The organism is Muricoccus vinaceus (genome assembly GCF_042433125.1).
Classification (GTDB): domain Bacteria; phylum Pseudomonadota; class Alphaproteobacteria; order Acetobacterales; family Acetobacteraceae; genus Roseomonas; species Roseomonas vinacea.
The window spans coordinates 1-19,085 of the sequence record NZ_JBHLVZ010000083.1 but is presented as its reverse complement, the minus strand read 5'-3'; the positions used below and the strand labels follow the sequence as shown (position 1 = coordinate 19,085).

The window sequence follows — 19,085 nt, the reverse complement described above, 5'->3', positions numbered from 1 at the left end:
CGACGACCATGCCCGTGATGCCCCGCCCCTCCATCCTCTCGGTCGAGCCCTATGTGGGCGGCGAATCCAAGGTCCCGGGCGTGAACCGGATCGTGAAGCTTTCCTCCAACGAGGGGCCCTTCGGCCCGCCGCCGGCGGCCATCGCCGCGATCGCCGAGGCCGGGCGGGAGGCGCACCGCTATCCCGATGGCGGGGCGACGGCGCTGCGCGAGGCGATCGGTCGGCACCACGGGCTGGACCCGGCGCGGATCGTGACGGGCAACGGATCGGACGAGCTGCTGGCGCTGATCATCCTGGCCTATGGCGGGGAGGGGACGGAGCTGGTGATGTCCGCCCACGGCTTCCTCATGTACGAGCTGACCGGCCGCTGGGCGGGCTGCCAGATCATCAAGGTGCCCGAGAAGGACCTGGTGGCCGACGTGGACGGGCTGATCGCCGCCTGCGGGCCGCGCACGCGCCTCGTGATCCTGGCGAACCCGAACAACCCGACGGGGGCGCTGCTGCCGCAGCCGGAGGTGAACCGGCTGCGCGCCGGGCTGCGCGAGGACATCCTGCTGGTGCTCGACAGCGCCTATGCCGAGTACGTGGAGGACCCCGGCTACGATCCCGGCCAGGCGCTGGTGGATGCGGGGTCGAACACGGTGATGACGCGCACCTTCAGCAAGGTCTGGGGCCTGGGCGGCATCCGGCTGGGCTGGGCCTATGGGCCGGCTGCGATCATCGACGTGATGAACCGGGTGCGCGGGCCCTTCAACGTCTCGGCCCCCGCCATGGCGGCGGGCATCGCGGCGCTGTCCGAGCCCGACTGGGTGGCCAAGAGCGTGGCGCACAACAGCGCCTGGCGCGCGCGGCTGACGGAGGGGCTGGAGGCGCTGGGCCTGCGCGTCCACCCGAGCCACGGCAACTTCCTGCTGGTGGATTTCGGCGGCGCGGATGCCGCGAAGGCGGCGGACGCGCATCTGCGCTCGCGCGGGCTGATCGTGCGGGGCGTGGCCGTTTACGGCCTGCCCACCTGCCTCCGGATCACCGTGGGCACCGCCGAGGAATGCCAGATGGTGCTGGACGCGCTGGCCGACGCGCAGAGCCCGGTTGTGCGAAGCGCGGCCCATGCCTGAGCAGCCGCTCTTCGAGCGCCTCTGCATCATCGGGCCGGGGCTTGTCGGTTCCTCCATCCTGCGGCTGGCGCGGGAGCGGGGCGACATCGCCCGCACGCTGGTGGCGAACGCCCGGAGCGGGCACACGCTGGAGCGCGTGCGGGCGCTGGGCATCGCCGACGTGGTGGAGGCCGATCCCGCGAAGGCCGTGCTGGGCTGCGACGCGGTGATCCTCTGCGTGCCGGTCGGCGCCTATGCGGGGGTGATGGCCATCATCGCGCCGCACCTGGCGCGCGGCTGCATCCTCAGCGACGTCGGCTCCACCAAGGGCAGCGTGCTGCGCGACCTGCTGCCCCTGCTGCCGGAGGGCGTGCACCTCGTGCCCGCGCACCCCATGGCCGGCACGGAGCATTCCGGGCCGGATGCGGGCTTCGCGACGCTGTTCAAGGGGCGCTGGTGCATCATCACGCCGCCGCCGGGCACGGACCCCGAGGCCGTCGCGCGGCTGCGCGGCCTGTGGGAGCGCGCGGAGTCGATGATCGAGACCATGGATGCGGCCACGCACGACAAGGTCGTGGCCGTGGTCTCGCACCTGCCGCACCTGATCGCCTTCACCATCTGCGGCACGGCGGACGACCTGGCGCAGGAGACGCGGGAGGCGGTGCTGCGCTTCGCGGCCTCGGGCTTCCGCGACTTCACGCGGATCGCGGCCAGCGACGTGGACATGTGGCGCGACATCTTCCTGAACAACCGCGAGGCGGTGCTGGAGATGCTGGCCCGGCTGACGGAGGACGCCCAGGCCTTCGGCCGCGCCATCCGTTGGGGCGAGGCCGGCTTCATCGAGGACCGGATCCGCCGCGGGCGGAAGATCCGGCGTTCCCTGATCGAGTTGAATCAGGCCTGAAGGGGCAGCAGGCAGAGCCTCTCGCCCTTGGTGTCCGCCGGCACGGGGATCGTGCGCATGGCCTGGCGAAAGCTGGCCTGAAGCGCGGAGACGAGGCTGTTCTGCTCGCGCGCGCCGCCGAGGTCGACGGTGCATGTCTCGGGGCGGAGGGCGAGGGGGGCGGCCAGGCGGTCGCGCGCGTCCAGCAGGGCGCACATGGCCTCCTCCCAGTCCATGCCCGGACGGACGGCATCCATGAGGGCGAGCTGGAAGGCGGAGTGAAGGGCGGAGCAGGCGACAGACATCGAAAGCAGGTTCCTGATCAGTCCGGCGAATCGGTCATGGCCGGACGCGACGGGGCGTTCCGGCCATGTCCCAGGACCATAGAATCAAGATGGTGCGATTGGAAGGTTTTCGTAACGAAAAGCTTGTTGATCCGTGCGGTGGCCGCCAACCGGGATGGCAGCCCTCCTTCCGCCCGAGGGGGAAGGGGGCGACCGATCGTGGTCAGGCCGGGAACTTCACCCGCTCGTTCTCACCACCCTTCGGCGGCTCGCCCGTCAGGGTCGCCTTCACGTAGCCGAAGGCGTGCAGCAGCGTGGAGGAGGGGCTGTCCCAGTATTCGGCGCCGGTCATCTCCACGGCGATCAGCGCGATGCGCGCGTCCTCGGGGCCATCGGGGAACCAGGTCTTCATGGTTTCCTGCCAGAGCTCCTTCTGCTTCGCCACGTCGCGAATGACCTTGGCGGTGCCGGAGATGGAGACGTAGTTCTGGCTCGAAGGGTCGGAATAGGAGAGCAGCACGCGGTTGTTGCGGTTGATCTCCTCGGTCTTCTCGGTGCTGTTGCCCGAATAGAACCACAGGGTCTTGCCGTCCGGATCCAGGGCGGCGGCCACCATCGGGCGGCCGCGCAGCTTGTCGCCGTCGCCGTGGGTGACCAGCACGGCCGTCTTCACGTCCTTGATCATCGCGCGGACCTTTTCGCGCTGCTCGTGGTCGGTCTTCGCCTCGGCCATGGGGCTCTCCTCGTGCTCTCGGAACAGGCGATGGAACGGCGCCGGCCCGGTGCGGTTGCCCCGTGCCGGACCGAGGGGGTTGCCTGCCGCGGGCGCCCCCCGCACCCTGGGCGGACGATGAGCCATCCCGACCTCCACCTCGCGCAGGGCGCGGGGATCGCGACGCTGACGATCAGCCGCCCCGCGCGGCGCAATGCCTTGACCCTGCCGATGTGGCAGGCGCTGCCAGGCCTGTTCGAGACGCTGTCGGCCGATGCCTCGCTGCGCTGCGTGGTGCTGCGGGGCGCGGGCGAGCAGGCCTTCTCCGCCGGTGCCGACATCGCCGCCTTCGCCACCGAGCGCGGCACCGAAGAGCGCGAGCGCGCCTATCACGACGCCCTGGTTTCGGCCTTCCTGGCGATCGAGCGCTGCGCGCACCCGGTGGTCGCGGCGCTGTCCGGCCATGCCCTGGGCGGCGGCTGCGGCCTGGCGCTGATGTGCGACTTCCGGGTGGGCGGGCCCGGCACGCGCATGGGCATCCCCGCCCGCAACCTCGGCCTGTTCTATCCGCACGAGGGGCTGGACGCCCTGCTGCGCATCGCCGGGGAGGCCGTGGCGATGGAGATGCTGGTGGAGGGCCGCACCTATTCCGGCGCGGAGGCCCTGGAGCGGCGGCTGCTCACCCGGCTGGTACCGGACGAGGCCGTGCAGGCGGAGGCCCTGGCGCTGGCCCGGCGCATCGCCGAGGGGGCGCCGCTGGCCAACCGCTTCCACAAGCGGGCGCTGCGGGCGCTGCGCGGGCCCCTGCCGATCACGGCGGCGGACCGGGCGGAGCTGGAGGAATTTCCCCGCAGCGCCGATTTCCGGGAAGCCGTGGCGGCCTTCAACGAGAAGCGGAAGCCCGTGTTCCAGGGGCGCTGAGCGGCCTCTCGGCCAGGGGCCTCAGCGCCGCCGCCAGCGCCCGCGCGTGCGCCAGAGATGCCAGGCGTAGGCCAGGGCGGCGGCGGCCAGCACGGCGATTCCCAGCGGCTCCATCCAATGCCCGATCCGCTCCCACTGGCCCTGCAGCAGCCAGCCCGCGGTCATCAGGAAGCCGGTCCAGAGGCAGGTTCCGATGGCGGTCGCGCCGTAGAAGATGGCGCGGTTCATGTGCACGAGGCCGGCGGGCACGGAGATCAGCGTGCGCGGGCCGGGCAGGCAGCGGCAGGCCAGCACGGCCCAGGCGCCCCAGCGCACCAGAAGCGCGCTGGCCGCGCGCACGTCCTCGCCGATGATGCCGAGCCAGCGGCCCCAGCGGTCCGCCGCGCGCTCGATCCGCGTCTGGCCCACGGCGCGCGCGGCCTCGTACCAGCAGGCATTGCCCAGCATGGCGCCGGACACGCCGGCCAGAAACACGGAAACGGGGTCCATCTTGCCCTGGGCGGCCGCGAAGCCGGCCACGGGCATGATCGCCTCCGAGGGGATGGGCGGGAAGATGTTCTCGGCCAGCATCAGCAGGAAGATGCCGAAGAGGCCGGTGGCGGCCATGATGTCGGCGACGAATTCCAGCATGGCCTCAGGGGGTCCGGAACAGGACGATGGCGACGTGCCGGCCGCGCACGTAGTTGAAGCCTTCCACCCGCGCCACGGCGTGGTGGGGCAGGCCCAGCGCATTGGCCTCGGCCTCGAAGCGCGGCACCTCGCGCGCCTCCACCGCCGCCACGCGGCCGGGTTCCGCCCGGAGGAAGCGCGCGGCCGCGGCGCCGTCGCCCAGCAGGCGGGTCGCGGTGCCGGCCTCGAAGACCACCGACGGCTCGTGGAAGCCGGTGATGCCGAAGCGCTCCGCCGGCACGCCCTCCGCCGCCACCAGGGCCGCGACGCGCGACGACACCCAGGGCGCGGCGAGGCGGGGGAGGACGCCCTCCAGCAGCACCCAGTAGAGCGGCACCGCCAGCAGCGCGGCCGATAGCCCAGCCCGTGCCCATTCCCCCGTCCGCGCGACGTGCGGCACGGCCCAGAGCAGCGCGGCGGCGAAGGGGATCGCCAGCAGGGAAGCCAGGCCGACGCGGCCATCCGCCAGGAGCGGGAGCGCGACCGCGAGCCCCGCCAGCCCCAGGGCCGTGCCGAAGAGCGCGGCCCAGCCCAGCCATGCCAGCCAGCGCGGGGCGGGGCGGCGTAGCGGGTCGCAGGCCCAGGCGGCGCCCAGCAGCAGCAGGGCGGGATAGGCGGGCAGGACATAGTGCGGCAGCTTGGTCGCCACCGCCTCGAACAGCAGCCAGGTGGGGGCGGCCCAGGCCAGCAGGAAGCGCGTGCCCGGCCGCATCCGCGCCCCCCAGGCATGGGGCAGGCCGCGCAGCACCAGGAAGGCGCCGGGGAAGGCCGCGATGCCGAAGGTGAGGAGGTAGTAGCCGGGCGGGCCCCAATGGGCCTCCTCGCCGGACCCGACCTTGTTCAGCAGGTCGTCGCCGAGCGCCTGGGTGAAGAAGCGGCCCTCGGTCGCGATGCCGATGGCGACCAGCCAGGGGAGGGCGCAGGCGATCATCAGGGGGATGCCCCAGCCCGGCCGCAGCGCCCGCAGCCAGGGCATGCCGGCCCGCCAGCCGCGGTCGGCGGCGCAGAGGGTGAGCCCTGCGAGCAGCGGCACCATGGGCGCGATCGGGCCCTTGAGCAGCACGCCCGCGCCGAGGGCCAGCCAGAAGCCCAGCGCGGCGCGCGGGGAAAAGCCGGCGGGGGAGAGATAGGCCCGGCCCATCAGGCCCATGGCGGCGACGATGGCCGCCAGCAGGGCCGCGTCGGTCTTGGCGATGTGGGTTTCGGCCACCAGCAGCAGCGAGGCCGCCAGCAGCGCCGAGGCGAGAAAGGCCGCCCGCCGCCCCACCAGCCCGCGTCCGAGCGAGAAGGTGGCGATCACCGCCAGCCAGGCGCCGATCGCCGCGGCCAGGCGGTAGCTGCCGATCCAGCGGCGGGCGGGGAGCCCCGTGGCCTCCATCACATGGACGATGCCGGCCTGGGCCCAGTGGATGCCGACCGGCTTCTTGTTGCGCTCCACCTCGCCGTTGCGGATCCGCACGTGGTCGCCGCTTTCCACCATCTGGCGGCTGGCCTGGGCGAAGCGGGACTCGTCGCGGTCCCCGGCGGGCAGGGAGAACAGGCCGGGCACCCAGAGCAGCAGGCAGAGGAGGGAAAGCCACAGCCGCGGCCGCCGTGTTTCCGGCAGGCGGTCCAGCATGCCGGACAACGAGGGGGCAAGGGCCATGGCCCGGCGCCTTAGCGGCGGCACCCGATCAAGTCGAGGGGGCAAACCGGCCCCGCCGGATCGCGGTGCCGCCAACATCCGCGCCGCTGCCGCGTTGTTCGGCGGAGAAAAAGGAGATCGCACCGTGTCCGACAATCCCGAGATCGTGCCCCCCGACCCCTCGCCCGCGCCCGGCCCGGCGCCGGGGCCCGAGAACCCCGTGCCGGAGCCGATCTCCCCGCCGCCGGCACCCGGGCCCGAATATTCGCCCATCACCGACCCCATCGGGCCGGATTCCGACCCGGTCGGGCCGGACATCCCGCCGATCGGCCCCGGCCCCGGCGGAATGCCGCCGACCGTGATGTGAGAGCGGCCTCCCCGCGGCGGGAGGAGCATTGGCGAGGCTGTTCGCGCCCGGGGCCCGTTTCGCCCCGGGCGCGCGCGTGTCGGGCCCTCGCCAAGCGCGGGGCGAAGGGCGAAACTGGGTGCTCGTCAGGAGTGCCCGATGCCCGATCCCCTTTTCGTTCCCGCGAGCCCCGAGACCACGCGCATCGGCGTGTTCGACGCGACCTTCCCGCCGGTGGCGAGCGTTGGTTCCGCGGAGCGGGTGACGCTGGAATGCGTGTCGGGCCTGGGCGACGCCGTGCCGGAGGAAGGGCGCGGCATGACGGTGCCCGCTGCGTTGCGCGCGATCGGCACGGCCAATGTCGCGGGCGTCTCGGGTCACATCATCACGGGGCCGGTTGAGGTGCGCGGCGCGGAGCCGGGCGACGCGCTGCGCGTGGAGATCGAGCGCATCGACCTGGGTTCGGACTGGGGCTTCTGCGGCTTCCGCCCGCTGGCCGGCACGCTGCCCGAGGATTTCCCCTTCCGGCGGATGCTCCATATTCCCGTGGACCGCGAGGCGAAGACCTGCACGCTGCCGATGGGTGGCGGCATCAGGCTGCCGCTCGCGCCCTTCTTCGGGGTGATGGGCGTGGCGCCGCCGGAGGATTGGGGGCGCATCTCCACCAAGGAGCCGCGCGCCCATGGCGGCAACCTCGACAACAAGGAGCTGGTGCAGGGCACGGTGCTGTGGCTGCCGGTGCATGTGGCGGGCGCGATGTTCTCGGCCGGTGACGGGCACGGCGTGCAGGGCGACGGCGAGGTCTGCATCAATGCGCTGGAGACCTGCCTGACCGGCACCTTCGGCCTGCACGTGGAGAAGGGCGGCGGCGCGCGCGATCCGATCCTGCGCTTTCCACGTGCGGAAACGCCGACGCATTTCATCACCATGGGCATGAACGAGGACCTGGACCTCGCGATGAAGCAGGCGCTGCGCGAGATGATCGCCTTCATTGCCGCGCGCACGAACCTGTCCGCGGCCGATGCCTATCAGTTCTGCTCGCTCGCGGTGGATTTCCGCGTGACGCAAACCGTGAACGGCGAGAAGGGCGTGCACGGCATGTTGAGGAAGGGATTGCTCTTCTGATTTCGTGTGAAGTGGTCATACCAAGAGGCTGATCCGATTCACGTCGCGAATCCTGTCCACAGGTTCGCCCACAGTTCCATACACAAGTTTTCGTGCGCCGCATCTTGTGGGCAGGCAACCGCCTGACCTACCGTATCTTGTATCGGCGTTGACGGGGATGGGCGCGATGGATTGGTCAGCGGAAGCGATCGAGCAATTGCGGGCTCTCTGGGCGGAAGGACACTCCACCGCCGAGATCGGACGCCGCATGGGCATCTCGAAGAACGCGGTGGTGGGCAAGGCGCATCGCCTGCATCTGCCGGCGCGGCCGAGTCCCATTCAGCGCGAGCAATCGGCGGCCGGCGCCGCATCGGATGCGCCGCGCCCCATTGCCGCGGTACCCGCGCCGCGCCCCGTTCCGGTGCCCGCGCCGCGGCCGGCGCCCGTGCCGGTGGTGCGCGCGGCGCCGCCTGCCGTGGTGCGCCCCTTCCAGCGCAGCAGCGCGCGAAGCTGCTGCTGGCCGATCGGCGAGCCCGGCACGCCCGAGTTCCGCTTCTGCACGAGCGAGGCGATGGGCGCGAAGCCCTACTGCCTGGAGCATGCCTCCATCGCCTATGTGAAGGCGCGCGACCGGCGCGAGGACGCGGCCTGATCGCACGGTTCCACCGGAGGTGATTGCGGGAAGGCCGGGGGAAGCGCCCCGGCCTTTTTCTTGCGCGCGCGGCCGTTCAGTTCTGCGGGCGGCCGCCGATCAGCCGCCGCCGCAGGCGTCCGCCCAGCCAGTCGATGACGGCGACGGTGATCACCATCAGGATGATGATGAAGGCCACCTCGTTCCAGTGGCGCACCTTGATGCGCTCGGCGATCTGCAGCCCGATGCCGCCCGCGCCGACGACGCCGAGGATGGAGGCGGAGCGCGTGTTGCTCTCGAAGAAGTACAGCGCCTGCGCCAGCATCACCGGCATCACCTGCGGAAGGACGCCGAAGCGAATGGCCATGAGGCGCGATCCGCCGGCCGCGAGCACGCCTTCGGACTGGCGGCGCTCCGCGTTCTCGATCGCCTCCGCATAGAGCTTGGAGAGGGTGGCGAGGTCCGACACGAAGAGCGCCAGCACGCCGGCCAGCGGCCCGAGGCCCACGGCGCGCACGAAGGCCAGCGCCCAGATGAGCTGGTCCACGCCGCGGAACCCGTCGAAGACGCGGCGCAAGGAAAAGCGGAACAGCGTGGCGGTGACGATGTTGCGCGCGCCGAGGAAGCCGAGCGGCACCGCGAAGCTGGCGGCCAGCACCGTGCCGAGAAAGGCCATGGCGATGCTTTCGGCGATGCCGCGCAGGATGTCGCCCCACAGCTCGCCCGGGGAGGGCGGGATCATCAGGCGGATGATGGTGAACAGGCCCGACATCCCGTTCCAGAGCCGCGCGGGGGTGATGTCGAAGAGCCAGAGCGCCCAGGCGAGCCAGCAGAGGAAAAGGGTGCCGCCCAGGATGCGGAACCTGCGTTGCCGGGGCGAGGGGCCGAAGGCGGCGGGAAGGGCGGCCTGCCAGCGCGCGACAGCGGCGTCGCTCATGCCGGGTGGGACATTCGCTTCGCTCATGCCGGGCGGGACATTCGCTTCGCTCATGCCGGGCGGGACATTCGCTTCGCTCATGCCCGGGAGTCTCCGCCCAGCCCGCGGCGGATGGAGTCCGACAGGAGGTCGATGGTCGCCACCACCAGCACGATCAGCAGGATGATGGCGGAGATTTCCTCGTAGTAGTTCTGGCTGATCACCAGATAAAGCTCCTGCCCGATCCCGCCCGCGCCCACGAAGCCGATCACGCTCGCGCCCCGCACGTTGATCTCGAAACGCAGCAGCAGGTACGAGACCATGTTGGGTGCCACCTGCGGCAGCATGGCGAAGCGGCAGGCCTGGGCCCAGGTGCCGCCCGTGGCGCGCACGCCGTCCCAGGGGCCCATCTCCGCGTTCTCGATCGCCTCCGCGAAGAGCTTGCCCAGCGCGCCCGTGGTGTGGGCGGCGATGGCGATGATGCCGGCCAGCGGCCCGACGCCGAAGGCCCAGACCAGGATCAGCGCGTAGACGATCTCCGGCACCGTCCGCATCGCCTCCAGCCCGCGCCGCGCGAGGCGGTAGGACCAGGTGGAGGGCGCGGTGTTGCGGGCCGCGGGAAAGGCCAGCAGCAGCGCCACCAGCCCGCCCGCCAGCGTTGCCAGCGCCGCCATGTTCGCGGTTTCCAGGAGAAGCAGCGCCCATTTGTCCAGGCGGTAGAACCAGAAGGCGATGCTGCCCTCGTTTTCCCATCCGCCGAACAGCGTGGCCCAGCGCAGGTCCGGCAGGAGGCGCGCGAAGTAGTCGCCCGCGCGCGGCAGGCCGGCGGCGACGGCGGCGGGGTGGAACTCGCTGACCCAGGCGGCCGCGAGGAGGGCTGCGAGAAACAGCGCGAGGCCCAGCAGCGTGCGCGACCGCTTCGCCCGGCGCGCGGCCTGGAAGGCGGCCTCGCCGCGCGCGACGGCGGGGGAGAGGGTTGTGCTCAGGTGAGTCGCGCCCCGGGCGTGCTCAATTCCGCCTCCGGCGCTCGGCCGCCTCCTCGCGCCGCATGTCGATCAGCAACTGGAACTGCTCGTGCGTCACCTCGCGGTAGCCGGTGCCGGCGCCGCGCTCGATGGCGCGGTAGACCTCCGGATGCGCGGTGGGCAGCGCCAGGTGGAACAGGCGCAGGTCCTCCTTGAAGGTGGCGGGCAGGGCCTTCCTCACGGTCAGGGGGCCGTAGATCACCGGCTCCGTCTGCCAGATGATCCGCAGGTCGCGCATGTTCAGCATGCCCTTCTCGACCATCGCGTGCAGGTTTCCGCGCGAGAAGCCGGCGGCGGGATCGCCCTGGCCGGAGGCCCAGGTGAAGGCGGCGTCGTACTGGCGTTGCAGCACCGCGATCACCGCCTGCTCGTGCCCGCCCGCGAAGCCCGTGCGGGCGAAGTGGGTGTTGGGATCGATGCCCGCGCGCCGCAGAGCGAAGCGCGGGATGAGGTAGCCCGAGGCCGAGTTCGGGTCCGGCCAGGCGAGCGACTTGCCGCGCATGCCCCCGAGGTCCGCGATGCCGGAATCCGCCCGCGTGACCATCACGCCGATGTAGCTCGCCGAACCGTCCTCCTGCTCCGCCACCAGCAGCGGCTCCACGCCCCCGTTGGTGTCCAGCCAGGCGGCGGCGTAGACGGCGGGGCCGACGGAGGCGAGGTCGATCTGCCCCGCGCCCAGGGCCTGCACCACGCCCGCGAAATCGGCGGCCAGGAAGAGGCGCGCGGGCACGCCGAAGGTCTCCTCCATCAGGCGGCGATAGGGGTCGTAGCGGCCCAGCCGGTCGCCCTCGTTCTCGCCGCCCAGGATGCCGATGCGGATCTGCGGCACTTGCGCCGCCCAGGCACGGCGCCCCGGCGCGGGGAAGGCGGTGCCGGGATCGGTGCTGCGCCGCTGCGCGAGGGCGGGGGAGGCGGCGAGTGCCACGGGCAGGGAAAGGAGGCGGCGGCGCGTCAGCATCTCAGCGTCTCCGGCGGCGCTCCAGCGCCTCCTCCTCGCGCAGGCGCACCACCAGCGCGTAGTCGGCGTGGGTGACGGTGCGGAAGCCGGTGCCGCCGCCGCGCTCGATGCCCTCGTAGATGGCGGGATGGGCCTTGGGCAGGGCCAGGAAGAAGCGGCGCATGTCCTCCTTGAAGGCTTCCGGCAGATCCGCGCGGCAGGCGATGGGGCCCGCGGGGATGGGGTCGCTCTGCCAGATCACGCGGAGGTCGCGCATGTCGAGCATGCCCTTGTCCACCATCACCTTCAGCGCGCCGCGCGAATAGCCGGTGGCGAAATCGCCTTGGCCGGAGGCCCAGGTGCAGCCGGCATCATACTGGCGGTGCAGCACCGCCACCACCGCCTGCTCGTGCCCGCCCGCGAAGCCCGTGCGGGAGAAGAAGGTGGCGGGCTCGATCCCCTGGGCGCGCAGCGCGGCGCGGGGGGCGAAGAAGCCGGAGGTGGAGGCGGGGTCGGCCCAGGCGAGGGACTTGCCGCGCATGTCCTGGAGGTTGGTGATGCCGGAATCGGCGCGCGTGACCATGACGGCGACGTAGCCGATGGTGCCGTCATCGGCTTCCGCGGCCACCAGGGCCTCGATCGCGCCGCGCGTGTCGATCCAGGTGCCGGCGTAGTTGGCGGCGCCCATCTGCGCCATCTCGATCCGCCCGGCGGCGAAAGCCTGGCCGACGCCGGCGAAATCGGGGGCGGGGTAGAGGCGGACGGGGAGCCGGAAGGTTTCCTCCAGCAGGCGGCCATAGGGCTCGTTGCGGGCGAGGCGGTCGGTCTCGTTCTCGCCGCCGGAGATGCCGATGCGGAGCGTGGGGATGGCGTCGGCCCAGGGGCGGCGGCCGGGCTCGGGGAAGGTGACGCCGGGATCGGTGGTGCGGCGGGGTGCGGGCTGCGCCAGGGCCGTGGCCGGCGCGGCGGCGAGGGTGGCGAGAAGGGCGCGGCGGGTGGGGGTCATGCGATGGCTCCGGCCGCTGCGGCGCGCGGCGCCTCGCTCTCGAGCGCTTCCTCCGGCACGCCGTAGATGGCCTCGACCTCCGCCGCCGTCAGGGTGGCGGGGGTGCCGTCGAACACCACGCGTCCGGCCTGCATGGCCACGATGCGGTCGCAGTAGCGCCGGGCGGTTTCCAGGTGGTGGAGGTTCACGAGCACCGTCAGCCCGTCCCGCCGGTTCACGTCGCGCAGCGCGTCCATCACCACCCGGGCGTTGCGGGGGTCGAGCGAGGCGATGGGTTCGTCGGCCAGGATCAGGCGGGGCTCCTGCAGCAGGGCGCGGGCGATGGCCACGCGCTGCTGCTGGCCGCCCGAGAGCGTTTCGGCGCGCTGCAGGGCCTGCTCCGCCAGGTCGAAGCGCGCCAGGGCCTCGAGCGCCATGGCGCGCTCGGCCGGGGAGAAGCGGAGGAACAGGGAGTTCAGGGTGGCCAGCGCGCCCGGCCGGTGGTTCAGGCGGCCGACGAGGACGTTGGTCAGCACGTCCAGCCGCTGGATGAGGTTGAACTGCTGGAAGATCATGGCGGCGCGCGTGCGCCAGTCCCTGAGCGCGCGGCCGCTGAGCGCGGTCACGTCCACGCCGTCGTGCAGGATGCGGCCCGCGCTCGGCTCGGTCAGACGGTTGACCATGCGCAGCAGGGTGGACTTGCCCGCGCCGGAGCGGCCGATGATGCCCACCATCTGGCCCTGGGGCACGGAAAGAGAAACGCTATCCACCGCCGCGCGCTCGCCGAAGCGGCGGGAAAGGTCACGCAGTTCAAGCATGGGGATCGTCGCGCATCGGGGCTCCCCGGGGTTCGGCCCAGCTTAGCCGAGCCGGGGCGCCCCGACAGTGGGCTAAAGCCCCGCGAGCACCGCTTCGCTGACCCGCGCCGCCTGCGCCTCGTCCAGGTAGGGGTGCATGGGCAGGGCGAGGATGCGCTTGCACAGCGCCTCGCTGACCGGCAGGGGCGGCGCCTGGCCGATGGCGGCGGCATGGGCCGCGCGATAGGCGGGCTGGTGGTGCAGCGACAGCGGGTAATAGATCGCCGTCGGCACGCCGCGCGCCTTGCAGGCCTCCTGCACGCGGGCGCGCTGGTTCTCGTCGTCCAGCAGGATGGAGTAGAGGCCGAAGGCGCTCTCGGCGCCCTCGGGCCGGGCCGGCGTCTGCACCCGGCCGGCCAGGCGCGCGTCGTACCAGCCGGCCACGCGGGCGCGGGCGGCCAGTTCCCCCTCCATCAGCGGCAGCTTGCAGAGCAGGATGGCGGCCTGGATCGTGTCCAGCCGGCCGTTCATGCCGGTGCGCATCACCTCGTAGCGGGTCTTGCCCTCGCCGTGGGTGCGGAGCGAGCGGTAGAGTTCCGCCTTCCCGGCATCGTCCGTCAGCAGCGCGCCGCCGTCGCCGTAACAGCCGAGCGTCTTGGTGGGATAGAAGGACAGGGCCGCCGCGCCGCCCCAGGCGCCGAGGCGCTTGCCGCGCAGCGCGCCCCCGAAGGCCTGGGCGGCGTCGTCCAGGGCGAACATGCCCTCCTCGGCGCAGATCGCCTCGATGGCCTCCCAGTCGGCGGGCAGGCCGAAGAGGTCCACGCCCACCACCGCGCGGGGGCGGAGCCTGCCCTCGGCCTTCACCAGGGCGACGCGGCGGCGGAGGTCGGCGATGTCGATGTTGAAGGTGTGGGGATCCACGTCCACGAAGACGGGGGTGGCGCCCAGCACCAGCGGCACCTCGGCGGTCGCGGTGTAGGTGAAGGCGGGCAGGAACACCGCGTCGCCGCGGCCGATGTTCTCGGCCATCATGGCGATCTGGAGGGCATCCGTGCCCGAGGAGACGCCGACGCAGTGGCCGACCCCGGCGAAGGCGGCCAGGCCGCGCTCCAGCTCCTCCACCTCCGGGCCCATGACGAAGCGGCCGGAGTCGAGCACGGCGGCGATGCGCCGGTCGATCTCCGGACGGATCAGCGCCTGCTGGGCGCGGACGTCGAAGAGGTTGATGGGGGCTTGTGTGTCGTGCGGCATGGGGCGGGGCCTTAGCGCAAACCCGCGCCGGCGTCGAAATCAAGGATCGTGTCGGGGGGTTACGTGGCGGGCGGGGGCTACAGGGCGCGGGAGAGGACCAGCCCCAGCAGCAGCATGCCCAGCCCGACCAGCAGCAGCGCGGCCACCGGCCCGAGCCAGACCAGCGCGGAGCCGAACAGCAGCGGGCCCAGAGACTGGCCGACGAAGAAGGAGAAGGCGAGCAGCGCCACCGCCGAGCCGCGCGCCCGCGGGGCGACCTCCGTGGCGCGGGCCTGGAGGGTGTTGTGCATGGTGAAATAGCCGACGCCCACGATGAACATGCCCGCCACCACCGGGGCCACCCCGAGCGACGGCGCGCCGGCTCCGGCCTGCCAGCCCGCCCAGGCCATGGCGGAGAAGCCGAAGCAGATCAGCCCGCCCGCCAGGCGCTGCATGGCCGGCAGGCCCAGCCGGGCCAGCATCGGCCCGGCCAGCACGGTGTTGAGCACCCCCGCCGCGCCGAAGGCGCCGATCACCAGCCCGGCCTGCAGCGGGCCGCCCATGTTCCAGCCGGCGACCAGGGCGGCGAGATAGGGGAAGACCCCGAAGACGAGCAGCCCTTCGATCGAGACGATGGCGTAGAGGCGGCGCGCCATGGGGATGCGGACGATCTCGGCATAGCGCCGCGCGGCGGCGGCGGCGTCCAGCCGGCCGGGCGGCGGGTCGGGCTCGCGCCGGATGTCGCGCCAGAGCACCAGCCCCATGGCGAACACCGCCACAGCGCCGCCCCCCAGGATGCCCCGCCAGTCGACCAGCCCGTGCACCAGGCCGGAGAACACCCCGCCCGCGATCTGGCCGGCCGTGGAGAAGGCGAGCAGGCGGCTCAGCGCGACCTGCCGCTGGGCCTGGGGCACGCGGTCCCCGAAGGTGGCGATGACCAGCGGGTAGATGCCGCCCGCCGCCGCCCCCGCGATGGCGCGCACCACGAAGAGCACGCCGAGGGAGGGCGCCAGCGCGCAGGCGACGAGGGCAAGGCCCGTGAGCAGGGTGGCAACCGCGATGACCCGCCGCTTGCCCAGGGCATCGCCGACCGGGCCGAGGAAGGGCTGGATCAGCGCGTAGGGCAGGGCGAAGGCCGAGGCCAGCAGCGCCACCGTGTCGGTCGCCGCCGCGAAGTCGCGGGCGATCTCGGGCAGGATCGGGTCCAGGCTGCGGGCGGAAAGCGAGGTGGTGAAGGCGGTCAGGCCGTAGAGGGTGATCAGCCAGCGGGTGCGGGCGGTTTCGTCGGCGGGTGGGGCTGGCATGCGGCGCCCATTTGAGACCCTTCGGGCGCGCGCGCCAGCCCTGCCGCGACAAGGGCCGGGCGAGGGCTCAGGCCATCGCGGCGCCCACCTTCTTGCGCAGCGACCGGCAAAGCTGCTCCGCCGGCACGGGACGGCCGAGCAGGAAGCCCTGCACCTCGTCACAATCGTGGCGCAGGAGGAAGGCCAGTTGCTCCTCCGTTTCCACGCCCTCCGCGGTGACGCGAAGGTTCAGGCTGTGGCCCATGGCCAGGATCGCATCCACGATGGCGCGCGCCCCGGCGTCCAGCTCGATCGCCTGGATGAAGGACTTGTCGATCTTGAGCTTGTCGAAGGGAAAGCGCCGGAGATAGCTGAGGCTGGAGTAGCCGGTGCCGAAGTCGTCGAGCGCCAGCCGCACGCCCAGCGCCTTCAGGGCCCGCATCGTCGCCAGCGCACCCTCCGAATCCTCGATCAGCAGCCCCTCCGTGACCTCCAGCTCCAGCTGGTTCGCGGGAAGGCCGGTCTGCGCCAGCACCTCGGCGACCTGCGCCGGGAGGTTGCCCCGCTGGAACTGCACCGGGGAAAGATTCACCGCGACCGTGTAGGGATGCGGCCAGGAAGCCGCCACCGTGCAGGCCTGTTCCAGCATCCAGCGTCCCAGCGGCAGGATGAGGCCGCATTCCTCGGCCACCGGTATGAAATCGGCGGGGGAGACCTTGCCCCGCTCGGGGTTCTCCCAGCGCAACAGCGCCTCGAAGGAGGTGACGTCGCGCGTGCCGCAGTTGTGCAGCGGCTGGAAGCTGACGGAGAACTCGCCTTTGGCCAGCGCGGCGCGGAGGTCTTGCTCCAGCAGGCCGCGCTCCAGCAGGCGCTCCTCCATCTCCGCCTCGAAGAAGCAGGTGACGCCGCGTCCCGCTTCCTTGGCGCGGTAGAGGGCGGTGTCGGCGTTCTTCAGCAGCGCTTCCACCGTGTGGCCGTCATGGGGAAAGAGCGCGATGCCGATGCTGGTGTCGATGGTGACCGCGTGTCCGTTCAGGTCAAAGGGAAGGGAGATCTCCACCATGATCCGTTCCGCCAGCGCGGCCGCGTCGCCGGGCTGGGAAAGGGTGGTCTGGACCAGCACGAACTCGTCCCCGCCCACCCGCGCCACGGTATCGGATGCGCGCGCCAGCCCGTGCAGGCGCCGGGCGGTCTGCCGCAGCAGTTCGTCGCCCGCGGCGTGGCCGAGCGTGTCGTTCACCGGCTTGAAGCGGTTCAGGTCGAGGCAGAGCACGGCGAGCTGCCCGCCACTCCGCTCCGCGGCGGCCATGGCCTGGGTCAGCCGCTCCTCCAGCAGGGTGCGGTTGGCCAGGTCCGTCAGCCCATCGTGGTGGGCGAGGTGGTGGATCTCCTCCTGCGCGCGGCGGCGGTCGGTCACGTCGGTGTAGGTGCCGATCAGCCCGCCGCCCGAGAGCATGCGCATCCGGATCTCGAGCGCCGTTCCGTTCGGGCGGATCCGTTCGGCGAAGCGAACGCCGCCTTCCTCGGCCGAGGAGGCGAGATGGCTTTTCCCGGCGCCGGACTGATCGAATTCCCCGCGTGCGGCCAGCCACCGGACGAGCTGGGCGTAGTCCGCACCGGGGGCGGACAGGTCCGGCGGCAGGTCCAGCAGCGCCACGTAGCGGCTGTTGCGGAGCGAGATCCGGCCGTTCCGGTCCACCATGACCAATCCCTGGTCCAGGTTCTCCACGGCATGGCGCAGCACTTCGCGCGAGGCGAGGACGCGGCGCTTGTGCCGGATCAGCAGGAAGCCCACGGCGAGCACCAGCAGGCTGACGCCCGAGCCGATCGCGACGGCGGAAAACCGGAGGGTCCGGTAGGCGGCGTGCAGCGGCGCCATGTCCATGCCCACGGCCACCGTGATGGGGTAGTTGCGCAGGCGGCGGAAGCTGATGAGCCGGCCGGCCATGCCGGATGCCGCCGGGGGGGGCGACGCTGCCGTGTTCCGAGTTCGCGGCCGCCAGGCCGAGCGGGGTGTCCGACAGGTCATGGCTGAGCAGGGATCCGTCGGGTGCCGCGGCACGCACCACGCCGTCCCGGCCCAGCAGGAGCATGTTGCCGCTGAAGTCCAGCAGCTCGTGGAGCTGCGTCATCCAGTAGGGATCGAGCGAGCAGACCACGACGCCCGCGAAGCTGCCATCCGGCGCGAAGAGCTTGCGCGTGAACTGCACCGTCCAGCGCTGGGAAACCCGGCCCAGCACGGGACGGCTGATGTAGAGGATGTCGGCGGGATCATCGACATGGACCCGGAAGTGCAGGCGGTCCGAAAGATCGAGCGTGCCGTCCGTCGGGCCCAGGTTCGTTTGACGCAGCTTGCCCGAGGCGTCGATCAGGGCGAGCTGCGCCATCATGCCGTCGTTGTAGCCGTTGCCGCTGGCGACGAAGTCCAGGGTGAAGCCCTCGGGGTCCCGGCGGAAGGCCTCCCGCGCGAAGCGCAGGCGCTGGTCGATGGCCTCGATGGTGCGGGCGACGCCCTGCTCGGCGGCGCCGGCGATGTTGGAGGCCGACACCCGCGCGCCGTTCTCGATCGTGCGGCATTCCTCCACCAGCCAGACGCCGATGGCGCCCCACAGGACCGCCAGGATCGTCAGAACGAGCGCGGCCTCGAAGCGTAATTCGGCGCAGGAGCGGAAGGCGGAGGAGCAGGCTGCGGCGAGGGACCTCGGGCGTGGCGATGCCGCATCCGGCAGGGGGTATTGCACGCCCGGCTCTCCATCCGGCCAGCCAACCCAGCCCGCCCGGAAATTAGGAGCCGATTCGAAAACAGGCCGTTAAGGCGCCTGGATCAGTTCGCCGAGGCGAGCTCCGTCAGCGCTGCGGTGGTGGTCACCCAGCCGAAGAAGGTCCGCACGTTGAACACCGTGGCGTCGTGCACGAAACGCGGCCCGCCCTGCCAGCAGGCGTCCTCGACCAGCACGGGCCAGAACTCGTGGTGAAAGGCCTCGCGCAGCGTGCTTTCCACGCAGACATTGGTGGCGACGCCGCAGAACAGGATGTCGCGGATGCCGCGGGCGCGCAGCAGCATCTCGAGCTGCGTGCCGCTGAAGCCGCCGTAGCGCGGCTTCTGGATCAGGATGTCACCGGGGGCGCGCTGCATCTGGGGCACCAGCGCGTAGTCCCAGCCGCCCTTGGACAGAAGGCTGCCCTCCAGATCCGGACGCTCGCGCATCAGGCGCAGCGCGTTGGACTTCCAGTGGTTGGGAGAACCGGGGCCACCGGCCTCGATCCCCTCCGGGTCCCAGCCGTTCTGGAACCACACGATCTGGATGCCCAGCATCCGCGCGGCGGCCACCACCTGCACCACCTTGCCGATCACGGATTGCGCGCCCGACAGGTCGAAGCCCGCCTTGTCCAGGTAGCCTTCCCGGGAGGCATAGGCGTTCTGCATGTCCACCACGATCAGCGCCGTGCGGGCGGGCAGGATCGGGAAGGCTTCCGGTTCCGCCGCGAGGAGGCGGTCGCCGGGCGTGCGGGGGAGGTCCTGGGGGGTGCGGTCGGTCATCGGTTCCTGTTCATGCAAGGCCGGTGCCGGCCGCCTTTCTTCACCCCACGCGGTTTCCGATGAGGTCGCTGACGACGGTGGGGTCGGCGAGTGTGGAGGTGTC

Annotated in this window: 20 protein-coding genes; 7 read left to right on the top strand and 13 right to left on the bottom strand. The window is 72.0% G+C overall.

Features of this window, described 5'->3' with window-relative positions; genetic code table 11:
• Positions 1 to 8 precede the first annotated feature (8 nt).
• Both hisC and ACFFIC_RS22220 read left to right on the top strand, forming a co-directional pair.
• The gene (gene hisC, locus ACFFIC_RS22225; protein WP_377054436.1) at positions 9 to 1,115 is read left to right on the top strand and encodes a histidinol-phosphate transaminase; all 1,107 of its coding nucleotides are present in this window, start codon (positions 9 to 11) and stop codon (positions 1,113 to 1,115) included.
• Positions 1,108 to 1,998 (top strand): prephenate dehydrogenase/arogenate dehydrogenase family protein, encoded by an 891-nt coding sequence (locus ACFFIC_RS22220; RefSeq protein ID WP_377054434.1) that lies wholly within the window; start codon positions 1,108 to 1,110, stop codon positions 1,996 to 1,998. Before hisC ends, ACFFIC_RS22220 begins: the two co-directional genes overlap by 8 nt.
• On the opposite strand, the gene ACFFIC_RS22215 is transcribed toward ACFFIC_RS22220, so the two are convergent.
• Together ACFFIC_RS22215 and ACFFIC_RS22210 are read right to left on the bottom strand one after the other, a co-directional pair.
• Positions 1,989 to 2,282, bottom strand: coding sequence for a hypothetical protein (locus ACFFIC_RS22215; protein ID WP_377054432.1), 294 nt, complete (start codon positions 2,280 to 2,282; stop codon positions 1,989 to 1,991). The genes ACFFIC_RS22220 and ACFFIC_RS22215 overlap by 10 nt on opposite strands.
• A gap of 202 nt (positions 2,283 to 2,484) precedes the next feature.
• On the bottom strand, positions 2,485 to 2,994 hold the full coding sequence (locus ACFFIC_RS22210; protein ID WP_377054430.1) for a pyridoxamine 5'-phosphate oxidase family protein: 510 nt from the start codon (positions 2,992 to 2,994) through the stop codon (positions 2,485 to 2,487).
• A gap of 117 nt (positions 2,995 to 3,111) precedes the next feature.
• Between ACFFIC_RS22210 and ACFFIC_RS22205 the strand changes: the two genes are divergently transcribed.
• The gene (locus ACFFIC_RS22205; RefSeq protein WP_377054428.1) at positions 3,112 to 3,894 is read left to right on the top strand and encodes an enoyl-CoA hydratase/isomerase family protein; all 783 of its coding nucleotides are present in this window, start codon (positions 3,112 to 3,114) and stop codon (positions 3,892 to 3,894) included.
• Positions 3,895 to 3,915: 21 nt separating this feature from the next.
• Here the strand turns inward: ACFFIC_RS22205 and ACFFIC_RS22200 are convergent, their stop codons facing one another.
• Together ACFFIC_RS22200 and ACFFIC_RS22195 are read right to left on the bottom strand one after the other, a co-directional pair.
• Positions 3,916 to 4,524: a DedA family protein gene (locus ACFFIC_RS22200; protein ID WP_377054426.1), complete on the bottom strand. Its 609-nt coding sequence runs from the start codon at positions 4,522 to 4,524 to the stop codon at positions 3,916 to 3,918.
• 4 nt (positions 4,525 to 4,528) lie between these two features.
• Entirely contained in the window at positions 4,529 to 6,208 is a 1,680-nt protein-coding gene (locus ACFFIC_RS22195) for a glycosyltransferase family 39 protein (protein ID WP_377054424.1), read from the bottom strand.
• A 124-nt stretch (positions 6,209 to 6,332) separates the two neighbouring features.
• On the opposite strand from ACFFIC_RS22195, the gene ACFFIC_RS22190 reads away from it, so the two are divergent.
• The 3 genes from ACFFIC_RS22190 (at position 6,333) to ACFFIC_RS22180 (ending at position 8,289) form a co-directional block, all read left to right on the top strand.
• Positions 6,333 to 6,554 (top strand): hypothetical protein, encoded by a 222-nt coding sequence (locus tag ACFFIC_RS22190; RefSeq protein ID WP_377054422.1) that lies wholly within the window; start codon positions 6,333 to 6,335, stop codon positions 6,552 to 6,554.
• A gap of 138 nt (positions 6,555 to 6,692) precedes the next feature.
• Complete coding sequence (locus ACFFIC_RS22185) at positions 6,693 to 7,658, top strand: acetamidase/formamidase family protein (protein ID WP_377054420.1); 966 nt, start codon at positions 6,693 to 6,695, stop codon at positions 7,656 to 7,658.
• A gap of 166 nt (positions 7,659 to 7,824) precedes the next feature.
• The gene (locus ACFFIC_RS22180; protein WP_377054418.1) at positions 7,825 to 8,289 is read left to right on the top strand and encodes a GcrA family cell cycle regulator; all 465 of its coding nucleotides are present in this window, start codon (positions 7,825 to 7,827) and stop codon (positions 8,287 to 8,289) included.
• Positions 8,290 to 8,365: 76 nt separating this feature from the next.
• Here the strand turns inward: ACFFIC_RS22180 and phnE (ACFFIC_RS22175) are convergent, their stop codons facing one another.
• From phnE (ACFFIC_RS22175) to ACFFIC_RS22140, 8 genes are all read right to left on the bottom strand, one after another.
• Positions 8,366 to 9,286, bottom strand: coding sequence for a phosphonate ABC transporter, permease protein PhnE (phnE, locus tag ACFFIC_RS22175; protein ID WP_377054416.1), 921 nt, complete (start codon positions 9,284 to 9,286; stop codon positions 8,366 to 8,368).
• Positions 9,283 to 10,170, bottom strand: a complete 888-nt coding sequence (gene phnE, locus ACFFIC_RS22170; protein ID WP_377054806.1) for a phosphonate ABC transporter, permease protein PhnE — start codon at positions 10,168 to 10,170, stop codon at positions 9,283 to 9,285. The genes phnE (ACFFIC_RS22175) and phnE (ACFFIC_RS22170) overlap by 4 nt, the downstream gene beginning before the upstream one ends.
• Before the next feature lie 22 nt (positions 10,171 to 10,192).
• Positions 10,193 to 11,167 carry a phosphate/phosphite/phosphonate ABC transporter substrate-binding protein gene (gene phnD, locus ACFFIC_RS22165; protein WP_377054414.1) on the bottom strand — a complete coding sequence of 325 codons (975 nt, stop codon included), beginning with the start codon at positions 11,165 to 11,167 and terminating at the stop codon, positions 10,193 to 10,195.
• A gap of 1 nt (position 11,168) precedes the next feature.
• Positions 11,169 to 12,152: a phosphate/phosphite/phosphonate ABC transporter substrate-binding protein gene (gene phnD, locus ACFFIC_RS22160; protein ID WP_377054412.1), complete on the bottom strand. Its 984-nt coding sequence runs from the start codon at positions 12,150 to 12,152 to the stop codon at positions 11,169 to 11,171.
• Complete coding sequence (phnC, locus tag ACFFIC_RS22155; protein WP_377054410.1) at positions 12,149 to 12,949, bottom strand: phosphonate ABC transporter ATP-binding protein; 801 nt, start codon at positions 12,947 to 12,949, stop codon at positions 12,149 to 12,151. Before phnC ends, phnD (ACFFIC_RS22160) begins: the two co-directional genes overlap by 4 nt.
• A 72-nt stretch (positions 12,950 to 13,021) precedes the next feature.
• On the bottom strand, positions 13,022 to 14,179 hold the full coding sequence (locus ACFFIC_RS22150) for a DegT/DnrJ/EryC1/StrS family aminotransferase (RefSeq protein WP_377054408.1): 1,158 nt from the start codon (positions 14,177 to 14,179) through the stop codon (positions 13,022 to 13,024).
• Between the two features lie 77 nt (positions 14,180 to 14,256).
• Positions 14,257 to 15,462, bottom strand: coding sequence for an MFS transporter (locus ACFFIC_RS22145; protein ID WP_377054406.1), 1,206 nt, complete (start codon positions 15,460 to 15,462; stop codon positions 14,257 to 14,259).
• Between the two features lie 67 nt (positions 15,463 to 15,529).
• A complete protein-coding gene (locus ACFFIC_RS22140) occupies positions 15,530 to 17,389 on the bottom strand; it encodes a putative bifunctional diguanylate cyclase/phosphodiesterase (protein WP_377054404.1) in 1,860 nt (619 codons plus the stop codon).
• Between ACFFIC_RS22140 and ACFFIC_RS22135 the strand changes: the two genes are divergently transcribed.
• Entirely contained in the window at positions 17,388 to 18,095 is a 708-nt protein-coding gene (locus ACFFIC_RS22135; protein WP_377054402.1) for a hypothetical protein, read from the top strand. The genes ACFFIC_RS22140 and ACFFIC_RS22135 overlap by 2 nt on opposite strands.
• A 170-nt stretch (positions 18,096 to 18,265) precedes the next feature.
• Here the strand turns inward: ACFFIC_RS22135 and ACFFIC_RS22130 are convergent, their stop codons facing one another.
• A complete protein-coding gene (locus ACFFIC_RS22130) occupies positions 18,266 to 18,982 on the bottom strand; it encodes an isochorismatase family protein (RefSeq protein WP_377054400.1) in 717 nt (238 codons plus the stop codon).
• Positions 18,983 to 19,085: the final 103 nt, after the last annotated feature.